Raw genomic sequence first — 18,583 nt, forward strand, 5'->3', positions numbered from 1 at the left:
CTCAAGCTCGATGCAGGTGGTCTCCCGGTCGAGTGGGTCGACTGGAAGGAGGCGGTCAGTCTTTATTTCACCGACAAGATCGCTTGGGAAGCGGGTACTGAAAAGATTCACCTGCGCGGTGGTCGGTCGCGGGAAACGGGGGGCCGCAGCGAGCTGGCCATCGACTCGATCATTGCCGTGCGGGATCGATCGCACCGATTCGCTCGTAATCTCGTACCGGTATTGACGCGTCGTGAGCTGTTTCACCGCGACGGCGGTCTGTGTCTCTATTGCGGCACTCGACTGGCCTTCAACCAGATGCAGATCGAGCATGTCGTTCCGCGCTCGAAAGGAGGCATGCATTCCTGGCGCAACGTGGTGGCCACGTGCGAACCCTGCAATCGATACAAGGACGATCGCACCCCGGAACAGGCCGGTATGAAACTGCTCGCGCTCCCGTATGAGCCCAATCTGGCGGAATGGCTGATTCTGGCGAACCGACGGATTCTCGCCGACCAACAGGCATTTCTCGAGCGTCTTGCACCGCGACGTGTTCGTTTGCCTGCTTGAGCGACCTGATCGGGGCGTGACACGGCGGGACATGATGAGAATGACGTTTGCCGCTCAGGGTGTGCGAGCGGGGCGGATTCGTGTCGATCACGCGTGAACAGGTCACGGCCGGGATCCTGGCCGGCGGCGAAGGTCGTCGGCTCGGCGGCAGCGACAAGGGCTGGTATACGTTGACCGGTCGCAGTCTGGTCGAGTGGACGCTCGAACGTGTTGGCCCGCAGTGCGGGCAGGTGATGATCAGCGCCAATCGCAACATGACGCGCTATCAAGGGCTCGGCTGGCCGGTGGTGCCGGATGAGGACGCAGAGCGATGCGGCCCGCTGGCCGGTATCGCAGCATTGCTCGCGGCCTGTCGAACCCCGTATATGCTCTTCGTGCCGGTCGATACGCCGGCCTTGCCGCGCGATCTGCTGTTTCGATTGGCGCCTGCACTGCGGGCTGACGTGGATATGGCGGTGGCCCGCTCGCCGTCGGGAATGCATCCGTTGCATGCACTGGTGCGATCCGCGCAGTACGATGCCATCCGGGCAGCGTTGTCCGGCGGTGTGCGGCGCGTCACCGACTGGCAATCGGCAGCGCGCCGGCGCGTCGTCGACTGGCCCGACGATGTCCCGTTCACCAACGTCAACACCCCCGCCCAGGCAGACGCGCTGGCGGGTATGTGCGATCTGACGGATCATTGATCGGCCCGAGACGACGGTGTGCTCGGTGGCGCGATCGCGGGGCCGTTCCGGGATCGTGCCCACCGATGCCCCGGATATCGCCGACCGACGGGGCCGGTCGGCATCACGCCGTGTTGCTGACGCCGGACGACGCATCGCGCTGCGTTCGCTAGACTGATATCGCTGTCGTAGGGCAGTCACGGCGTTCGACGAGCCGTCGGGCGTCCATGCAATCGGTCGGCAGGAGCAGCGCATGACAGACGATTCCGGAACGGCCGCGAGCGGGCACGGTCGGCCGCCGATGCCGGTCGATGAGGCCCGGGACCGTATCATCGATACGATCACACCGGTTGCGGCATCGGCGCAAATCGCCTTGCCGGATGCGCTGCATCGGGTTCTGGCCGAGCCGGTGGTCGCGACCGTCAATGTTCCGAGCGCGACCAACGCGTCGATGGATGGCTATGCCCTGGCGTTCGAGGCCGAGTCGTCGACGACGGCATGCTTCGAGCTGGTCGGCCGGAGCCTGGCCGGGCATCCCAGCGAGGCCACGCTCAGGCCGGGGCAGTGTGTGCGCATCATGACCGGCGCCGTGGTGCCGGCCGGGGCGGATGCAGTTGTCATGCAGGAGAACACGTCCGTCGAGACCGACGGCCGGATCGCGGTCTCGCCTTGTCCGGCACGCGGTGAGAATCTGCGCCACGCCGGTGAGGATATTCGCGCCGGCGATGTCGTCGTGCCGGCCGGCCAGTATCTGCGGCCGGCCGATATCGCGCTGCTGGCCTCGGTCGGCCGGGCGAGGGTGGCCGTGTATCGTCGTCCGCGGGTCGCATTCTTTTCCACCGGGGATGAATTGCGCCCGATCGACGGGTCGCTGGCCGTTGGTGAGATCTACGACAGCAATCGCTACGGTCTGGCCGCATCGCTTGCCGAACTGGGCATGGACGGTGTTAATCTCGGCGCGATCCCGGACGATCGAGCCGCGCTTCGCACGGCGTTCGATAAAGCCCGCGATTGCGATGCGTTGATCACCAGCGGCGGCGTCTCGGTGGGGGAGGCCGATCACGTGGTCGATCTGCTGGGCGAATACGGTGATATCGATTTCTGGCGCGTCGCGATCAAGCCCGGCAAACCGCTGGCTTACGGCCGTGTGGGCCGCGCGCTGTTCTTCGGGCTGCCCGGCAATCCGGTCTCGACCGCGGTCACGTTCATCCAGCTCGTGCGTCCGGCCCTGGTGAAACTGGCCGGTGGCTCGCCGGCCGCGCCGGTCCGCACCACGTTGCCGACCACGACCGCGTTGACCAAGCGGCCCGGCCGCGCGCACTACCTGCGGGCGTGCATCAACGACGCCACCGATTCGCCCGGGGTCACGGCACTGGGACATCAGGGGTCGGGCGTCATGCATTCGATGAGCCGTGCCGATGCCTTCATCGTGTTGCCCGCCGATGCGGCGAACGTGCCGGCCGGCAGCGAAGTTGTCGTCGAGCCCTTCGCACAGACGATCTGGGGGTCGCCGTCGTGAGCGGCGATCGAATCGGGTTGTGCGCAATAATCATGAAGACCGGACTTTAGTCGAACACGGCTTTGTAAGCCGGATCCGGCTGCTATCGTCTGCGACAGCCTCGTCGTCGCGCAGGATCAGGATATGGCCGGTTTTTTCGATAAGTCGCGCATCGTCGCGCGACCGGGCTTCAACCGCTGGATGGTGCCGCCCGCTGCCCTGTGTATTCATCTGTGCATCGGGCAGGTGTATGCGTTCTCGGTATTCAAGATTCCGCTGACCCGGATCATCGGCGTGAACGAGTCTGCCGCAGCCGACTGGGATCAGGCCACGCTGGCCTGGATCTTCTCGCTGGCGATTGCCGCGCTAGGGTTGGCGGCTGCCTTCGGAGGCCAGTGGCTGGAGCGGGTGGGCCCGCGCAAGGCGATGGCACTGGCCGCGGCCTGTTTCGGCGGCGGATTCATCGTTGCTGCCTTCGGCGTCTGGTGGCACCAGATCTGGCTGATCTATCTGGGCTACGGGGTGATCGGCGGGATCGGTCTGGGCATCGGCTATATCTCGCCGGTCTCGACGTTGATCAAGTGGTTTCCGGATCGGCCCGGGCTTGCGACGGGCATGGCCATCATGGGCTTCGGCGGCGGGGCCATGATCGGCTCGCCGCTGGCCACCAACCTGATGGCATTTTTCGCATCGCCGACGTCGGCGGGCGTGGGCGCCACGTTCATCACGATGGGCGTGATCTACTTCATTTTCATGATGATCGGCGCGCTCATCGTGCGTATTCCGGCCGCGGGTTGGCAGCCTGCCGGACATGATCCCGATGCCGCGGATCGCAAGCAGAACAAGATGATCACGCGTAATCACGTTCACGTGAATCAGGCCATGAAAACGCCGCAGTTCTATCTGATCTGGCTGGTGCTGTTTCTCAACGTCACCGCCGGCATCGCACTGCTCGAGCAGGCCTCGCCGATGGCCCAGGAAATGGTCGGGACTTCGGCTGCAGCCGCGGCCGGCTTCGTCGGGGTGTTGTCGATCTTCAACATGGCCGGGCGTTTCTTCTGGGCGTCCACCTCCGACACGATCGGCCGAAAGCCGACATACGCTGTATTCTTCATCCTCGGCATGCTGCTCTACGCGGTTGTCCCGAGCGTGGCCGCCGGTGGCAGTATCGTGCTGTTCGTTCTGGCCTGTTGCGTCATCGTCTCGATGTACGGCGGCGGCTTTGCCACGGTACCGGCGTATCTCAAGGATATATTCGGCACCATGCACGTCGGTGCCATCCACGGCCGTCTGCTCACGGCCTGGGCGGCGGCCGGCGTTGTCGGCCCGGTACTGCTCAACGAATTGCGCGAAGGGCGTATCGCGGCCGGCGTGCCGCCGGCCGATGCCTATACCACGACGCTCTACATCATGGTGGCGCTCCTGGGGCTCGGTCTGATCTGCAATCTGTTGGTGCGCCCGGTCGCTGACAAGCACCACTATGCAGGTGAGATCAATGAGGTGGCCTGAGCGCCGGCCTGCCGGAAATCGGTACTCGTGCCCGGCCCATCGAGGAGACATCACATGACAGCACAGCCCCGATCCGCAGACCGCGCGACCGATACTCCGAATTGGCAGGTCGGTGCGCTCTGGGCCCTGGTCACGATTCCGGCCGCCTGGGGATTCATCGAAACCGTGTGGAAATCGGTCGCCCTGTTCACCGGCTGAGCGGCTCGGGCCAGGCGCGTCGTGTGCGTATCCGTTGGGGCGGCAAGGCTTGATCCGACGCGCGTTTTGATCGACATTGGAGACCATACGGACGCGGTTCGTCGCCGGTCGCGCCGGTGACGGACCGCTGCCCCCGCTTTTCAGGAGTAGCCTCATGTCCGAGTCCCGACCGGAATCGCCGACCAATACGAAGCCGCCGCGCGGCGAGCACGATGCCCGCGTTCAGGAATACCACAATCCGGCCGGGGGCTGGGGGGCGCTCAAGGCTGTGAGCAAGCATCTGCTGCACAGCGGTGAGCCGTGGGCCAACACCCGTGCGATGTTCAAGATCAACCAGCCCGATGGTTTCGACTGTCCGGGCTGTGCCTGGGGTGACCCGAAACACGGTTCGTCCTTCGAATTCTGCGAGAACGGCGTCAAGGCGATCACTTGGGAGGCGACCTCCCGCCGCGTGACGCGTGATTTCTTCGCCCAGCACTCGGTCAGCGAGCTCAAGACCTGGGACGACTACAGTCTCGAGGATGCCGGTCGTCTGGTCGAGCCGATGCGCTACAACGCCGAGACCGACCACTATGAGCCGGTGACGTGGGACGACGCGCTGGATCTGATCGCCGATGAACTCAAGGCGTTGCCCACGCCGGATGACGCGATCTTCTATACCTCCGGCAAGGCGTGCAACGAATCCGCCTATGTATTCCAGCTGCTCGCGCGCCTTTACGGCACGAACAACATGCCGGATTGCTCGAACATGTGCCACGAAGCCAGCGGCGTCGCGCTGGGCGACGGGCTCGGTACCGGCAAGGGGAGCGTGCAGCTCGAGGACTTCGAAAAAGCCGAGGCGATCTTCGTCTTCGGCCAGAATCCGGGGACCAACCATCCGCGGATGCTGGGCGTGCTGCGCGACGCGGCCGAGCGCGGTGCGGATATCGTCTCCTTCAACCCGCTCAAGGAGCGCGGGTTGCAGAAGTTCGCCGATCCGCAGAAGCCCTTCGAGATGATGCACAACGGCAGTCATCGCATCAGCAACCATTATTTCTGCCCGAAACTGGGCGGCGACATGGCAGCGCTGCGCGGCATGGCCAAAGCGCTTTTCGAACGCGATGCCGCCGGCGAGTCGGTGCTCGATCACGAATTCCTGGCCGAACACACCGCCTATATCGATGCCTACCGGGCCCGCGTCGAGGCGACCGAATGGGCGACGCTGGAAGCCCAGTCCGGGCTGTCGCGAAAGGAAATGGAAGAGGCCGCCGAACTCTATGCCCGGTCCAGGGCAACGATCATCTGCTGGGCCATGGGCATTACCCAGCACAAGCATTCGGTGCCGACCGTTCGCGAAATCATCAACCTGCTCATGCTGGGGGGCAACCTCGGCAAGCCCGGGGCCGGCACGTCACCCGTGCGTGGTCATTCCAACGTGCAGGGCGACCGTACGATGGGCATTTTCGAGAAGCCGTCGACGGCGTTTCTCGATGCACTCGAAAAGAAATACAACCGGCCGATGCCGCGGGAATGGGGCGTCGACTCGGTCGCCGCCGTCGAGGCCATGCGCGATGCGCCGGGCAAGGTCTTCATCGGCCTGGCCGGCAACTTCACCCGGGCCATTTCGGACAGCCTGGTCACTGAAAAGGCCATGGCCAACTGTCGCCTGACGGCTTTCATCAGCACCAAGCTCAATCGCAGCCATCTGGTAACCGGCGAACAGGCCCTGATTCTGCCGTGTCTCGGCCGGGCCGAGGTGGATCGCAACAGCGCCGGCACATCCCAGCTGATCACGGTCGAGGACTCGATGAGCATGGTCCACGGCTCGGCCGGGATCAACACGCCGGCTGATGCCGCCCTGCGTTCCGAAGTGTCGATTCTCACGGATCTGGCCGAGCGACTCGTTGGCAGCGAAGCCGTCGACTGGGCGGCCATGCGGGAAGACTATGATGTCATCCGAGACCACGTCGCCGAAGTCATACCCCATTTCGAGCGCTTCAACGAGCGGGTGCGTCAGCATCGCGGCTTCTGGCTCGGGAACCCGATTGCCGAGCGCACCTTCAATACGGGCAGTGGCAAGGCCGAGTTCTCCGACGAGGCGTTGCCGGACGAAGTCATGCATCAGCGCCTGGGCAAGCGCGACGGCTGGCTGACCCTGCAGACGATGCGTTCGCACGACCAGTACAACACGACGGTCTACGGCTACAACGATCGTTATCGCGGGATCGAGGACGGTCGGCAGGTGATCTTTCTCAACCGGGACGATATACAGCGTCTGGGCTTCGAGGCCGGTCAGTGGGTCAATCTGTTCGGGGAATCGGAGGACGGCGTGACCCGTCGTGCGGACGGTTTCAAGATCGTGGCCTATGACACCCCGTCCGGCTGTGCCGCGGCCTATTATCCGGAAACCAATCCGTTGATTCCGCTCGATCACAAGGGCGATTTCAGCCACACGCCGGCCTCGAAATCCATCGCGATCCGGCTGGAGGCGATGGAAGCCGCGCCCCGACTTGCCTCCTGAGGACGGAATAGACAGCCTGGAGCGCGATCTCGAAGCGCTTCAGGCGGCCCATCCCGATCTCGAGCCGCTTGCCGGTATCGTGCTGCTGGCGGTTTGTGCACAGTACGATCCCGGGCGCGGCAAGGGCGTGAACACGGCACTGCTGGCCCAGCGCCTGGATATCGAGCATGCCCTGATCCGGCGCGCTGTCACCGATCTCGAGACTCGTGGCTGGATCACGGCGGAATCGGCCGGCGGGGCCAGCCCGGCGCTGCGTCTGGTGCCGACCGACGAGCGGCCTTCGCTGCGTTAGAGGCGTGTCAGGCCGTGCCTGCTCTCGGCGCGCCGAGATGTTCGGCGTATCACAGCAGCCGGGTCATGGGCGGTTGTCGAGCAGGCACGGGCGCCCCGGGATTGGGCGGACGCGATACGGCATCGTGTATTGGTCGGACAGGTTGAGGGCCCGTGCGCCCTGCTCGCCGTTGGAGTTGCACGTCTGGTCGTCGTCCCGCGAACAGAGATCGACGGCGGGGGATGCATGACTAGGGCCTGTTAACACTTCGCACGTGACCGTGTTGCCGCCCAAAACCGGCCATGCGGCGTTGCACGGCTTGACCTTGGGAGATGCCCAAGGCCGGCGCCATGCGCCTTGCCTGGCCGGTTTTTGGGCGCGGCACACGCGGGACGTGTTAGCAGGCCCTGGGTCAAGCCGGGCCGTATTTGGCCTGTTTCACCTTGTCGGATGACGCCACCGGGCTGTCGCCGTAGTCTCGTGTCTGTGTCGTCGATACCCGGCCAGTGGACCGGGTAGGGCGATCGTGCAGGCCCATGTTCTCGATCCGGCGGAAGACCATGCAACTCAGTTTTTTCAGCAGCCAGCCCTATGACCGACGTTTTTTCGAAGCGCGTCGGTCGGCGTCGACGTGTGACGACGAGGTCGTGTTCACGTTTCTGAGTGCCGAACTCGATCGACAGACGGTCGCGCTCGCCGAGGGCGCGGATGCGATCTGTGTGTTCGTCAACGACAAGCTCGACCGAGACATCCTGACGCAGCTCGCCGCACTCGGGGTTCGGGCCGTGCTGCTGCGTTGTGCCGGTTATAACCATCTCGATCTCGAGGCGGCCGATGAACTCGGACTGTTCGTCGCCCGGGTGCCGGCTTATTCGCCCGAGGCGGTGGCCGAGCACGCGCTGGCCCTGACGATGACGCTCAACCGGCGCACGCATCGGGCCTACAACCGCGTGCGCGAAGGTAATTTCATGCTGGACGGCCTGCTCGGCATGACGCTCCACGGCAAGACCGTGGGTATTGTCGGCACCGGCCGGATCGGCCGTGCGACGGCTGCGATATTCCACGGCATGGGCTGCCGAGTGCTCGGTTTCGATCCGGCGCCCGCGGCGGATTTCGAACGGCTGGGCACCGTGGTGGATATGGATCGGCTGCTGGCCGAGTCCGACGTCGTCAGCCTGCATTGCCCATTGTTCGACAGCACGCATCATCTCATCGATGAGCGCGCGCTGGCCCGGATGAAATCCGGGGCGATGCTGGTCAACACCTCCCGCGGCGCGCTCATCGATACTGTGGCCGTGATCGAAGCGCTCAAGTCGCGTCGACTCGGGGCGCTGGCGATCGATGTCTACGAGCAGGAGGCGCCGCTGTTCTTTGCCGATCGCTCGGATGAATTCATCGACGACGATGTCTTTGTCCGGCTGATGTCCTTTCCTAACGTGCTCATTACCGGGCATCAGGGTTTTTTCACCGCGGAGGCCATGAACGAGATTGCCGATACCACGCTGGCGAATCTGGCGGATTTTCTCGCCGGGCGCGTCTGCAGCAATCGTCTATCCGGCGCGGATTGAGATCCCGCGCCGGTCGGGCAGGAATCAACAGACAGGCGCCTTCTGCCATGGGCGTCGGCGCCTGCTGGCGCCCATGGCCGCGACCGAGCGGAACGGGCCCCGAGCGGTCGACCCAGGGCGCCGTGTCGGCACGCCGCCCTGGGTCGCGTCGGTCCGAATCGACGGTTTCGACGCCGAGCGTCGAGATCAGTTCGTCGTCTGGATCGCCTCGAGCAGCCGGGCCGCGTCAGGCGTGCCGATGCCCGTTGCGGGGTCGTAGCCGGTGCGGCTCTGCCAGAACCAGTTGCTGCCGGCGGTCACATCCCGGAAGGGGCTGTTCGTCGCGTAGCCGGTGTCACGCAGTGCCCGATAGAGGATCGGGTTGAGAAGGCCCAGGCGAGCCTCGGTGGCCTGATTGAACAAGGCTGCCATCCCGGCCAACTGCGGCGCCACATAACTGGTGCCCCCGCCACCGCTGGTCATGCCGCCGTCGAGGGTCACGTACGCGGTGTAACCCGTATAGGGATCGGCGTTCATCGAGATATCCGGTACATTGCGTCCGGCGAATCCACCGGGCAAGGCGCCGTAGAAGATCAGACTGTCGAAGTCGACCAGTGCCTGGTTGTAAGGCGTCTTGCGGATACCGTCCACGCCCTGTTGATAGAACGGCACGGGAAACAGGCTGCTCACGCCGCCACCGCCGCCTTCAGGAAAGATGCCGAAGTCTGCCGGTGTGGCCGCGCCGCATAACTGCGAAAGTGCCGAGAAGTAGGACAGCGACCAGGCCTGCTCGGCATTCACCCGAACCGGTACGACATCGCCGGGGTTGCGAGCACAGCGATAGCGGGCGCTGAACGGCAGCGTCGTGCCCCCGGCGGCGGTCACATAGGGTGAGGCGGCCGGCAGGTCGACGGAGGCCACCTTGGCGATCGTCGGATAGGCCAGAGACGGATTGCGCTGGTCGTTGACGTCGTAACCGCCGGCATCGCCGGCCGCGACGAAGGTGGAAATGCCCTGGGCCGCGGCTTCCATCAACAGTTGGTTCAGAGCCTGTGCCGAGGCATCGGCGCCGGTGCCGAAAACCGAGGGCAGGGAGCCGACTTCGCTGATACCCCAGCTATAGGACAGCACATCGACGTCGTTGTCCGAGACGATCCGGTTGAACAGAGCCAGCTCGCCACTGTCCGTGTTCGGGGCGACGTATACACGGATATCCGCCTGCGGCGCCAGCCCACCCGACTGCTCCACGTCCAGCGTGGTTTCGCCGGTACCGGCGTCATCACCGTACTCGCCGCCACCGGCGACCGCGATCTGTGTGATGCGATCCGGCTTGGTTTCCAGCCCGATGCGCTGCCAATAGGTTTCGGCATCCGAGGGCAGAAAGCTCGCATAGGTGGCGATGCCGATGGTCACGCCCTCGCCTCGCAGGCCCTGCCGGTACAACGGCGCGACGTTATACAGCCGGGCGACGTCCTGGACCGTCAGCTCGCCCGGCTCGTTCGACGTGTCCAGGTCTGCCCGAAAGCGCCCGCCCCGGCCCTCGACGTGTGCTGCATGACGAACGTCGGTTGCCATCGAGCGGGCGTGACGTTGATTGCTCAGCCCGGCCACAGCCAGCACATGACTGTCGCTGAAGGCGGCCGGCAGCGACGGCGCCCGAGCCGGCTTGTAGAACGGCATCGATGGGCTGTCCGTATCCGGCGCGGCATAGTTGGCGATCTCGACATTGAAGGCTTGTTCGACGCTGGCGGCCGGTCCCGAGAACTGAACCGCCAGCCCGTTCTCGTACCGTTTGGTCACGGTGAGCCCGTTGGCCCGGGCATAGTCGATGACACGGGCGATGTCCTGTGCTGTCGCGCCAAAGCGCTGGCGGAAATCGGTGGTGCTCAGAAAGTGATGATAGTGCGGCCCCGGCGTCGAGACCTCGCGGACGAATCGTGCCAGGCCAGCCTCATCCCGGGCCTGGAATAGCACGGTCGTGCTGATCGCTTGATCGGCAGCCACGGGGCCGATCCGCTCAGCATCGGCAAATGCCGAAACCGATGTGCAGGCCACTATTGCCGCAACGAGTACCCGCGATCCCCTGATTGTGGTCGATAGCATGTGTTCCCCCTGAGAACGTTGATGAAAACCGTGGCTGATCCACGATTCCACAGGACGGTGGCAAGAATCGCTCCATTCCGGCTGCCGAGCCGCCTGTAATTCACCTGGGCCGCTGGTCTTGGTGTTGATCCTGAATACAAGTCTTTTGTCATCAGTGGTTTTCCTTCGCGACGCGCCTCGGTGCCCTGTTCCTGGCGTGGCTTGTCTCGACGATCTGCTCGCAATAGCCACCGAGGCTGCCTCTTTTTGAGGCGCTAATCTGTATCATGTGGCAGATATGGGGCATTCTGTTGCAAGTTTGATAATTTTTAATATGTAATAATTTCCGACGGTCGAATTTACGGCATGGATACCGCTCTGATCGTAAGATTTTGATTCCGCTTCGACTCGTGATGGATGAAATGTTTTTCACTCGGTCTGGCCTGTCAGAATAATCGACAGATGGGGCTTGATCGGGCTTTTTTTGCACCAGGGAAGTGCTTTTCTTTTTCGGCTCTTCGAAGTCACTGATTCATGGCGCTTCTGGCACCGGTATTGCGTTCCGTAGGCACAGGGGGTGTCGCGGCGATCGTGTGCGATCGATCGGCTTCGATGCCGTTTTAACGTCGGGAGAGGTCAGGGATTCATGGATATGAAACGATCGGTACATTGGAAAACCATCGGCATCGGCATACTGTTGGGGCTGGGGGCTCTGATGGCGGACACGGCATCGGCGAGCTTTCTCGCTTTCGGTCAGTCGGATCAGGTGGCACAGCGGGGGCAGCTGACGTACGGCGGTGGGTCGCGGCCGTTGTTCGGTTCGCTGATCGGGTTCGACAGCATCACTCTGGAAGGTGCCGATGCGCCCGACGGGCACGCCGATTCACTGGCCTGCTTCGGCTGTGCGCTGACGTTCAACACTGGCTTTCGGCGCGACGCCAGCTCCGGGACATGGGATTTCGACGCGCTGGGCAGTAATTTCCAGATCACCGGGGACGCGTATGCCACCGGGGCCGATGGGACACTGGCCGATACACCGATCGCCTCCGGCGTACTGTGGTCGAGCGTGTTCGACGGGCCGCAACAGCTGGCACTGAGTGGTACCGGCTTCGGTGATGACGTGCGCTTCACCGGCAGCGGGTCGGGACAGCAGGACAGTGAACTGCTGAACTACTTCGGCTTGGGCGACGATCTGGACGCCATGTTCGAAACCTTTCTCTCGGGCACGATCGGCGGCCTGACCGACAACGGCGGATTCCTGGCGCTCGTCGATGGGGCACGCGCCCATACCGCCGTGACCAACGATGTGCCGGAGCCGGCCGGTTGGGCTGTGCTCGCACTCGGCCTCATCTTGCTGCTGATCGGCTGGCAATCCCGGCAGTCGACAGGCCGGGCAGCCGTCGGCGGTTGAAAAAAATCGGGCCGGCCTGCGCTCCCGCGTCGCCGGCCCGATGGCCGGGCGCCGGCGGCGTCGCAGCGTTCAGATCAAGCCGGCCATGCGTAGTGCAAAGACACCGAGCGTCATGGTCAGACTGGCGGCCAGGGTGGTCAACGCGACGATATTGGCCGCCAGCCGGGCGTCGCCGCCCATCGCCTCGACCATGATGAAGCTCGACGCCGCCGTCGGGCAGGCGAAGTAGAGGAACATCAGCCCGAGCTCGCGCGGGGCGAAGCCCAGCCACCAGCCGCCGGCCACCGCAAGTGTCGGAAGCACGAGCATCTTGACGACGCTGGCCGAGACCGCGATCCCGCGGGCGTCGTAGAGCGCGCGCACCGACAATGCGCCGCCGATGCAGATCAACGCGAGCGGCAGGGTCAGCTGTGCGAAATATTGGCCGGACGTCATGATCCACTGAGGCATCGGTAGCCCGGAGGCCGCCACCGCTATCGAGGCAACCGTGGCCAGAATGAGCGGATTGGTTGCCACGCCTCGCCCGATCGAGCGCCAGTCGGCGCTCTGGTCCGGCTGATACCAGGTGAGCACGATCACCGAGAGCACGTTATAGATCAGGATGACCTCGCCGACGAGCACGCTCCCGGCGGACAGCCCGAAATTCCCGTACATGTTCTGGGCGAGGGCCAGGCCCATGATGCCGCAGTTGCCGCGAAACGCGCCCTGTGTGTAGACCCCGCGCTGGGCGATCGGTACGCGCCACAGGGCCCAGGCCCATATCGCCAGGAATGACACCAGCGTCGCACCGCCGAAATAAGCCAGCATGCCGGGGCGCAGCGCGTCGCCGAGATCGGCACCGACGATCGAGACAAAGATCAATGCCGGCATGCTGCCCTTGAACACGATGGTCGAGGCGGCCGAGACGAAACGATCGTCGATCCAGTTCGCATGCCGCATGGCGATGCCGATGAAGACCAGCGTGAATACGGGCAGGGTGACGTCCAGCGTCTGGACGAAAATGGCGGTCAGATTCATGCAATGCCCGTGGCGATGAATGAGGTCCGCGGGCCGGTCGGGTGAGCCGCAGGGCGTGCGTCGCGGCATGTCGCTGCCCGGAGCAGCGACGGCGCGGCACCGGCCGAATCTGGACGCGGAGCCGAAATTATAGACGCCTGCCGAAAGGCGATACAGGTCGGTCGGGCATCGTCCCGGCCACTCGCGATATGCTTGCGGCCATGTCCGAGCCCGATGTCACACCGCCCCCGAGCGCTGCCGATGCCGCGGATGCGCCGCGGCGTACGGTCGCCATACAGGTCTATCGCGACGGGAGTTTCCACGCCGCCGACGATACGCTCGCGGTTGAACGGGCACTCGAGATCCACATCGCCGGTGCGGCGCCCTTGATCACGATGCGCACGCCAGGCGATGACACAGCGCTTGCCGCCGGCCTGCTGCACGCCGAGGGAGTGGTCCAGACCGGCGATGACATCGTCTATCTCAAGCATGCGCCCGAAAGCGGCGATGTCGTGCGGGTGATGCTGCGGCCGGCGGCCCGCGAGCGGCTCGGGCGCATGGCGCGCAGCACCGTGGCCACGAGCGCCTGCGGCGTCTGTGGCAAGCCGAGCTTCACGCCGATCACCCCCGACGAATCGTGGTCGTCGGCGAGTCAGGCCGCACCGCTTGAGCCCGCCACGCTGTTGTCCCTGCCGCCGACGCTGCAGCGCGCCCAGCGCGTCTTCGCCTCGACCGGCGGACTGCATGCCGCCGGTCTTTTCGACTCGACCGGCACACTGCTCGATGTCGCCGAGGATATCGGCCGTCACAATGCGCTCGACAAGCTCGTCGGTCGCGCTCTGCGCGCAGATGCATTGCCGCTGTCCGATCGGATCCTGTTGTTGTCCAGTCGCGCCAGCTACGAGCTGTTGCAGAAGAGCGTGATGGCCGGCATTCCGATCGTCTGTGCGGTATCCGCGCCGAGTACTCATGCTGTCGACCTGGCGCGTGAATTCGATGTCACGCTGGTCGGTTTCCTGCGCGACGCACGATTCAATATCTATGCCGGCGCCCATCGGATTGCCACGAGTCTGTGATGACGGTCGCGTTGTCCTTGGGGCGCGCTGTCGGGCCGAGTTTGGTTGTACTACCTCCCGGTTGTAAGGCCGGCACCCGGTCCCAACATTGTCCAGACAAGGCATCAATCAATCGAGTCGCCATGCAGAACAATCTCGAAAGCCGCCAGTTCCGTCTCATCCGTCGGCCGAACGGCCTGCCGGCGCAGGATGACTTCGAGCTGACCACGGAAACGCTGGATGCGCCCGGCGACGGCGAAGTCGCGGTGGCCGTGGAATACATCTCGCTCGACCCTGCCATGCGGGGTTGGATGGCCGAAGGCAAGTCCTATATCGAGCCGGTTGGCATCGGCGATGTCATGCGAGCGTTTGCCGCGGGCACGGTCGTGGCTTCGCGGCATCCGGATTTCGCCGAAGGCGACAGGGTCACCGGTCTCATGGGCGCGCAGACACATGCCGTGATGCCGGGGACACAGGTCAACAAGGTCGATGCATCCCAGCTCGATCTGCCGACCTATATCGGCGCCCTCGGCATGCCGGGCATGACCGCCTGGTTCGGCATCCTCGAAGTCGGCGAACTCGCCGAGGGGGATCGAGTGCTGGTCTCGGCGGCATCCGGCGCGGTCGGTGCACTGGTCGGCCAGATCGCCAAGAAGAAGGGCGCCACCGTGGTCGGCATTGCCGGTGGGGCCGAGAAGTGTGCTTATCTGACCGACGAACTCGGCTTCGACGGCGCCATCGACTACAAGAGCGAAGACGTCGATCGGGCGATCGCAACGCATTTCCCGGACGGTCTGGATATCTTCTTCGACAACGTCGGCGGGCAGATTCTCAACGCAGCGCTGGCCAATCTGCGAGTGGGCGCGCGTGTCGTGATCTGCGGCGCGATTTCGCAATACAACAAGACCAACGGTGTGGGTGGTGCCGAGGATGCGCCTACCAACTATCTCTCTCTGCTGGTCAATCGCGCCAAGATGGAAGGTTTCATCATTCTCGATTACATCCATCGCTACGACGAGGCCTATCCGCAGATGGCCGAATGGATCGTCTCGGGCGAGCTGGCACACAAGGAAGATATCGACGAAGGCTTTGACAACTTCGTCGAGACGCTGCGCAAGCTCTATACCGGCGAGAACTTCGGCAAGCTGGTGCTCAAGGTCTGATCGGGGACGCCAGCGAACGGCCGACCCGGGCTGTCGCTCAGCCCGGGTCGAACGCGTCGTGGGCCGGCAGGCCGTCCGCCATGGTCGCCCACGACGGCCGTTCGGCGCTGAAGATCCGGGATTCGATGTTGCGCGGTGGCGGCGTATCGAGCGAGCCGGCCGGAATCAGCAACGCTGTCGCGTCGCGGTTGTACCAAGGCAGCGCGCTGCCGCACGTGAGACAGAACACGCGGCTGAAATCACGCCCGTCCGCGGCGCGGAACGTGCGTCGCGCCGCCGCGCCGCGTAGCCATGCGAGGGGAGCCGGCGCACAGCGTAGATTGGCCGCTGCGACAGCACCGGTCAGTTTGCGGCACTGGGCGCACTCGCAGTAGTAGAAGGCCTCGACGACCGTGGTCACACGGTAATGCACGGCCCCGCACAGGCAGCTGCCGGCCAAGGTGTCGTGATTCGGCATCACGGATCTCGTTTCACACGCCACGCGTCAAGCGTGCGCACCGGGCGGGGCCATGGCAAATCACATGCCGGCATCGTCGATATCGGGTGTGCAAGAGCCGATGGTCTCCAGAATGGATTTGTCGGGTACACCGCTCTGGCGTGCGGCTGACAGCGGCGCGCCGCTGTCAGGCCATGGCCAAAGCCGATCTCTGCATGCGCTCTCGCCACGAGCGGGTCGCGCGCGGCCACGGCCAGGTGGTCGTGGCCGCAAGGATTCGATCGGCAAGGCGAGCGTAGTAGCATGAGCGCGCCGCGCGTGCCTACACAGTCGAGCTCACAGGATAGCCATGGATTCTCATCTGACCGTCGTCGATCACCCGCTGATCAAGCATAAACTGACGTTGATGCGCCGCAAGAGTGCATCGACCCAGAAATTCCGTTCCCTGCTGCGAGAGGTCGCGCATCTGCTGACCTACGAGATCACGCGTGATCTGGAGTTGACGACCGAGCAGATCGAGACGCCTCTGGAGACGATGGATGCCCCGGTGCTGGCCGGCAAGAAGCTCTGTTTCGTGTCCATCCTAAGGGCGGGCAACGGTCTGCTCGAAGGCATGGTCGAACTCTTGCCGTCGGCGCGGGTCGGCCATATCGGCATGTATCGGGATCCGGAGACGATGGAAGCCGTCGAATACTACTGCAAGATGCCGGAGGGCCTCGACGGGCGGCCGGTGATCGTGGTCGACCCGATGCTGGCCACCGGCAATTCGGCCATCGCGGCGATCGGACATCTCAAGAAGATTGGGGCGACCAATATCCGTTTTCTGTGCCTGCTGGCCGCGCCGGAAGGCGTGGCAGCCATGAAGGCCGCGCATCCGGACGTGCCGGTATGGACAGCGGCCCTTGATAAGCGCCTGGACGACCACGGTTATATCCGGCCGGGGCTGGGTGACGCCGGCGATCGCATGTACGGCACGAAATAACCGACGAGGCACGATCGTGAGCCAGACCATCGGAGGCGTGGCACGCGCGCAGGATTACGTCTTTCGCCTGCGGGACAGCCTGCTCGGCGCGCAGATGCTGTGCGTGGCCTTCGGCTCGCTCGTGCTCGTGCCGTTGCTGACCGGGCTCGATCCCAATGTGGCGTTGTTCACGGCCGGCATCGGCACGTTGATCTTCCAGGTCGTGACCGGCGGCCGGGTGCCCGTGTTTCTGGCCTCGTCCTTCGCCTTCATCGCGCCCATCATCTACGGGGTGGCGCACTGGGGCGTCGCGGCCACGCTCGGTGGCCTGATCGCGGCCGGCGGGGTCTATATCGCGATCGCGGCGCTCATCGCCTGGCGCGGGGTGGGGTTCGTCACGCGTTTGTTGCCGCCCGTAGTCACCGGGCCGGTGATCATGGTCATCGGCCTCGTGCTGGCGCCGGTGGCGATCAATCTGGCCACCGGCCTCGACAGCAGTGGCGACAACCAGCTCGTCGCCCGCGCGCCGGCGCTTTTCGTGGCCGGCGTGGCACTTGCGACCACGCTGGCGGTTTCGTTGCTCGGGCGAGGATTCTTCCGGCTGTTGCCGATCATATTCGGCGTGGCTGCCGGCTATCTGACGAGCCTGGCGTTCGGTCTCGTGGATTTCTCTTCGGTACGACAGGCGCCCTGGTTCGCCATGCCGACGTTCGTCGCGCCGGCCTTCAACTGGCAGGCGATCGCTTTCATGCTGCCGGTGACGATCGCCCCCGCCATCGAGCATTTCGGCGACATCGTGGCGATTCGCTCGGTCACCGGCCGTGACTATCTCGTCGACCCCGGCATTCACCGCACGATGCTCGGTGACGGTCTGGCGACGGGGCTTGCCGGTGCCTTGGGGGGCCCGCCGTGCACCACGTATTCCGAGGTCACCGGTGCGGTCACGCTGACCGGCGCGACCAATCCGGCATTGATGACCTGGGCGGCACTGTTCGCGATCGCGTTCTCGTTCGTCGGCAAGCTTGGCGCGTTTCTCGCGGCCATTCCCACGCCGGTCATGGGCGGCATTATCGTGCTGCTGTTCGGTGCGATCGTGGTCGTGGGCATGAATACCCTGGTGGAATCCGGCGAAGATCTGACCACGCCACGCAATCTGGCGATCGTCGGGCTGATCCTCATCTGCGGTATCGGCGGTCTGCATCTATCGGCCGGGCGTTTCGAGCTCCAGGGCATCGCGCTGGCCGGCGTGCTCGGTGTGATGCTGAATCTCGTTCTGCCGGGCGGTTCGGCGCAAGAGAAAAAAAATCGGGACCCGCAGGCCCACGAGTGACGTGCCGTGTGCCCGGTCGCTGGCACCCGGCTCAACCGGTCGCGGCATGATCGTGGGCGATCTGCCGATACGCTAGGGCCTGTGGGTGTTTCGTTCGGGCGCCTTTTCGTCGAGAGGCCGCCGTGTGTCCGGCAAGGCGCGAGTCGCCGTATCGTGGCGTGCCACGATCAAGGCTCGCAACGCCGCAGGGCGCCCATCGTCGATTTTTCATGGGCGGCCCCACCCGAAGGGACAAGCGCCCAAAATCAAAAACACGACGGCAATCCAGCGTTGTAGCCCGCGGGTGCAGCATGGCTGCACGGCGCGCACTACGCCGCGTCTTGCCGCCCCATCGTCAATTTCAGGGCGCGCTTGGCGCGGACGCGCACGCAACCTCAACACGCCCTAGACTTTAGTGTGAAAAAGACTTCGTGCG

16 protein-coding genes are annotated in these 18,583 nt (G+C 64.4%); 13 read left to right on the forward strand and 3 right to left on the reverse strand.

Features of this window, described 5'->3' with window-relative positions:
* The 8 genes from D3260_RS13315 to D3260_RS13345 all read left to right on the forward strand — a co-directional run.
* On the forward strand, positions 1-549 hold a 549-nt coding region (locus D3260_RS13315; protein WP_199671508.1), incomplete at its 5' end, for an HNH endonuclease.
* A gap of 80 nt (positions 550-629) precedes the next feature.
* On the forward strand, positions 630-1,232 hold the full coding sequence (gene mobA, locus D3260_RS13320) for a molybdenum cofactor guanylyltransferase MobA (protein WP_158583538.1): 603 nt from the start codon (positions 630-632) through the stop codon (positions 1,230-1,232).
* A gap of 232 nt (positions 1,233-1,464) precedes the next feature.
* Positions 1,465-2,730, forward strand: coding sequence for a gephyrin-like molybdotransferase Glp (gene glp / locus D3260_RS13325; RefSeq protein ID WP_233544075.1), 1,266 nt, complete (start codon positions 1,465-1,467; stop codon positions 2,728-2,730).
* A 123-nt stretch (positions 2,731-2,853) separates the two neighbouring features.
* Positions 2,854-4,218 (forward strand): OFA family MFS transporter, encoded by a 1,365-nt coding sequence (locus tag D3260_RS13330; protein WP_120099107.1) that lies wholly within the window; start codon positions 2,854-2,856, stop codon positions 4,216-4,218.
* Between the two features lie 54 nt (positions 4,219-4,272).
* A complete protein-coding gene (locus D3260_RS17540; RefSeq protein WP_158583539.1) occupies positions 4,273-4,416 on the forward strand; it encodes a hypothetical protein in 144 nt (47 codons plus the stop codon).
* A gap of 154 nt (positions 4,417-4,570) precedes the next feature.
* Positions 4,571-6,916 (forward strand): FdhF/YdeP family oxidoreductase, encoded by a 2,346-nt coding sequence (locus D3260_RS13335; protein WP_120099108.1) that lies wholly within the window; start codon positions 4,571-4,573, stop codon positions 6,914-6,916.
* On the forward strand, positions 6,906-7,208 hold the full coding sequence (locus tag D3260_RS13340; RefSeq protein WP_120099109.1) for a helix-turn-helix domain-containing protein: 303 nt from the start codon (positions 6,906-6,908) through the stop codon (positions 7,206-7,208). The genes D3260_RS13335 and D3260_RS13340 overlap by 11 nt, the downstream gene beginning before the upstream one ends.
* Before the next feature lie 539 nt (positions 7,209-7,747).
* On the forward strand, positions 7,748-8,755 hold the full coding sequence (locus tag D3260_RS13345; RefSeq protein ID WP_120099175.1) for a 2-hydroxyacid dehydrogenase: 1,008 nt from the start codon (positions 7,748-7,750) through the stop codon (positions 8,753-8,755).
* Positions 8,756-8,941: 186 nt separating this feature from the next.
* On the opposite strand, the gene D3260_RS13350 is transcribed toward D3260_RS13345, so the two are convergent.
* Positions 8,942-10,837 (reverse strand): protease pro-enzyme activation domain-containing protein, encoded by a 1,896-nt coding sequence (locus tag D3260_RS13350; protein ID WP_120099110.1) that lies wholly within the window; start codon positions 10,835-10,837, stop codon positions 8,942-8,944.
* 631 nt (positions 10,838-11,468) lie between these two features.
* Here D3260_RS13350 and D3260_RS13355 point away from each other — a divergent pair.
* Positions 11,469-12,227 carry a hypothetical protein gene (locus D3260_RS13355; RefSeq protein ID WP_147418199.1) on the forward strand — a complete coding sequence of 253 codons (759 nt, stop codon included), beginning with the start codon at positions 11,469-11,471 and terminating at the stop codon, positions 12,225-12,227.
* Between the two features lie 69 nt (positions 12,228-12,296).
* Here the strand turns inward: D3260_RS13355 and D3260_RS13360 are convergent, their stop codons facing one another.
* Positions 12,297-13,244: an AEC family transporter gene (locus tag D3260_RS13360; RefSeq protein WP_120099112.1), complete on the reverse strand. Its 948-nt coding sequence runs from the start codon at positions 13,242-13,244 to the stop codon at positions 12,297-12,299.
* Between the two features lie 200 nt (positions 13,245-13,444).
* Here D3260_RS13360 and fdhD point away from each other — a divergent pair, with 200 nt between their 5' ends.
* Both fdhD and D3260_RS13370 read left to right on the forward strand, forming a co-directional pair.
* Positions 13,445-14,299 (forward strand): formate dehydrogenase accessory sulfurtransferase FdhD, encoded by an 855-nt coding sequence (gene fdhD / locus D3260_RS13365; RefSeq protein ID WP_120099176.1) that lies wholly within the window; start codon positions 13,445-13,447, stop codon positions 14,297-14,299.
* A gap of 122 nt (positions 14,300-14,421) precedes the next feature.
* On the forward strand, positions 14,422-15,441 hold the full coding sequence (locus D3260_RS13370) for an NADP-dependent oxidoreductase (RefSeq protein ID WP_120099113.1): 1,020 nt from the start codon (positions 14,422-14,424) through the stop codon (positions 15,439-15,441).
* A 37-nt stretch (positions 15,442-15,478) separates the two neighbouring features.
* Here the strand turns inward: D3260_RS13370 and D3260_RS13375 are convergent, their stop codons facing one another.
* Positions 15,479-15,898, reverse strand: a complete 420-nt coding sequence (locus D3260_RS13375) for a GFA family protein (protein WP_120099114.1) — start codon at positions 15,896-15,898, stop codon at positions 15,479-15,481.
* A gap of 328 nt (positions 15,899-16,226) precedes the next feature.
* On the opposite strand from D3260_RS13375, the gene upp reads away from it, so the two are divergent.
* A complete protein-coding gene (gene upp / locus D3260_RS13380; RefSeq protein WP_120099115.1) occupies positions 16,227-16,859 on the forward strand; it encodes a uracil phosphoribosyltransferase in 633 nt (210 codons plus the stop codon).
* A gap of 16 nt (positions 16,860-16,875) precedes the next feature.
* Positions 16,876-18,168, forward strand: a complete 1,293-nt coding sequence (locus D3260_RS13385; RefSeq protein WP_233544076.1) for a uracil-xanthine permease family protein — start codon at positions 16,876-16,878, stop codon at positions 18,166-18,168.
* The last annotated feature ends 415 nt before the right edge of the window (positions 18,169-18,583 follow it).

Origin of the sequence: Salinisphaera sp. Q1T1-3, from assembly GCF_003602005.1 — a bacterium.
Taxonomy (GTDB): domain Bacteria; phylum Pseudomonadota; class Gammaproteobacteria; order Nevskiales; family Salinisphaeraceae; genus Salinisphaera.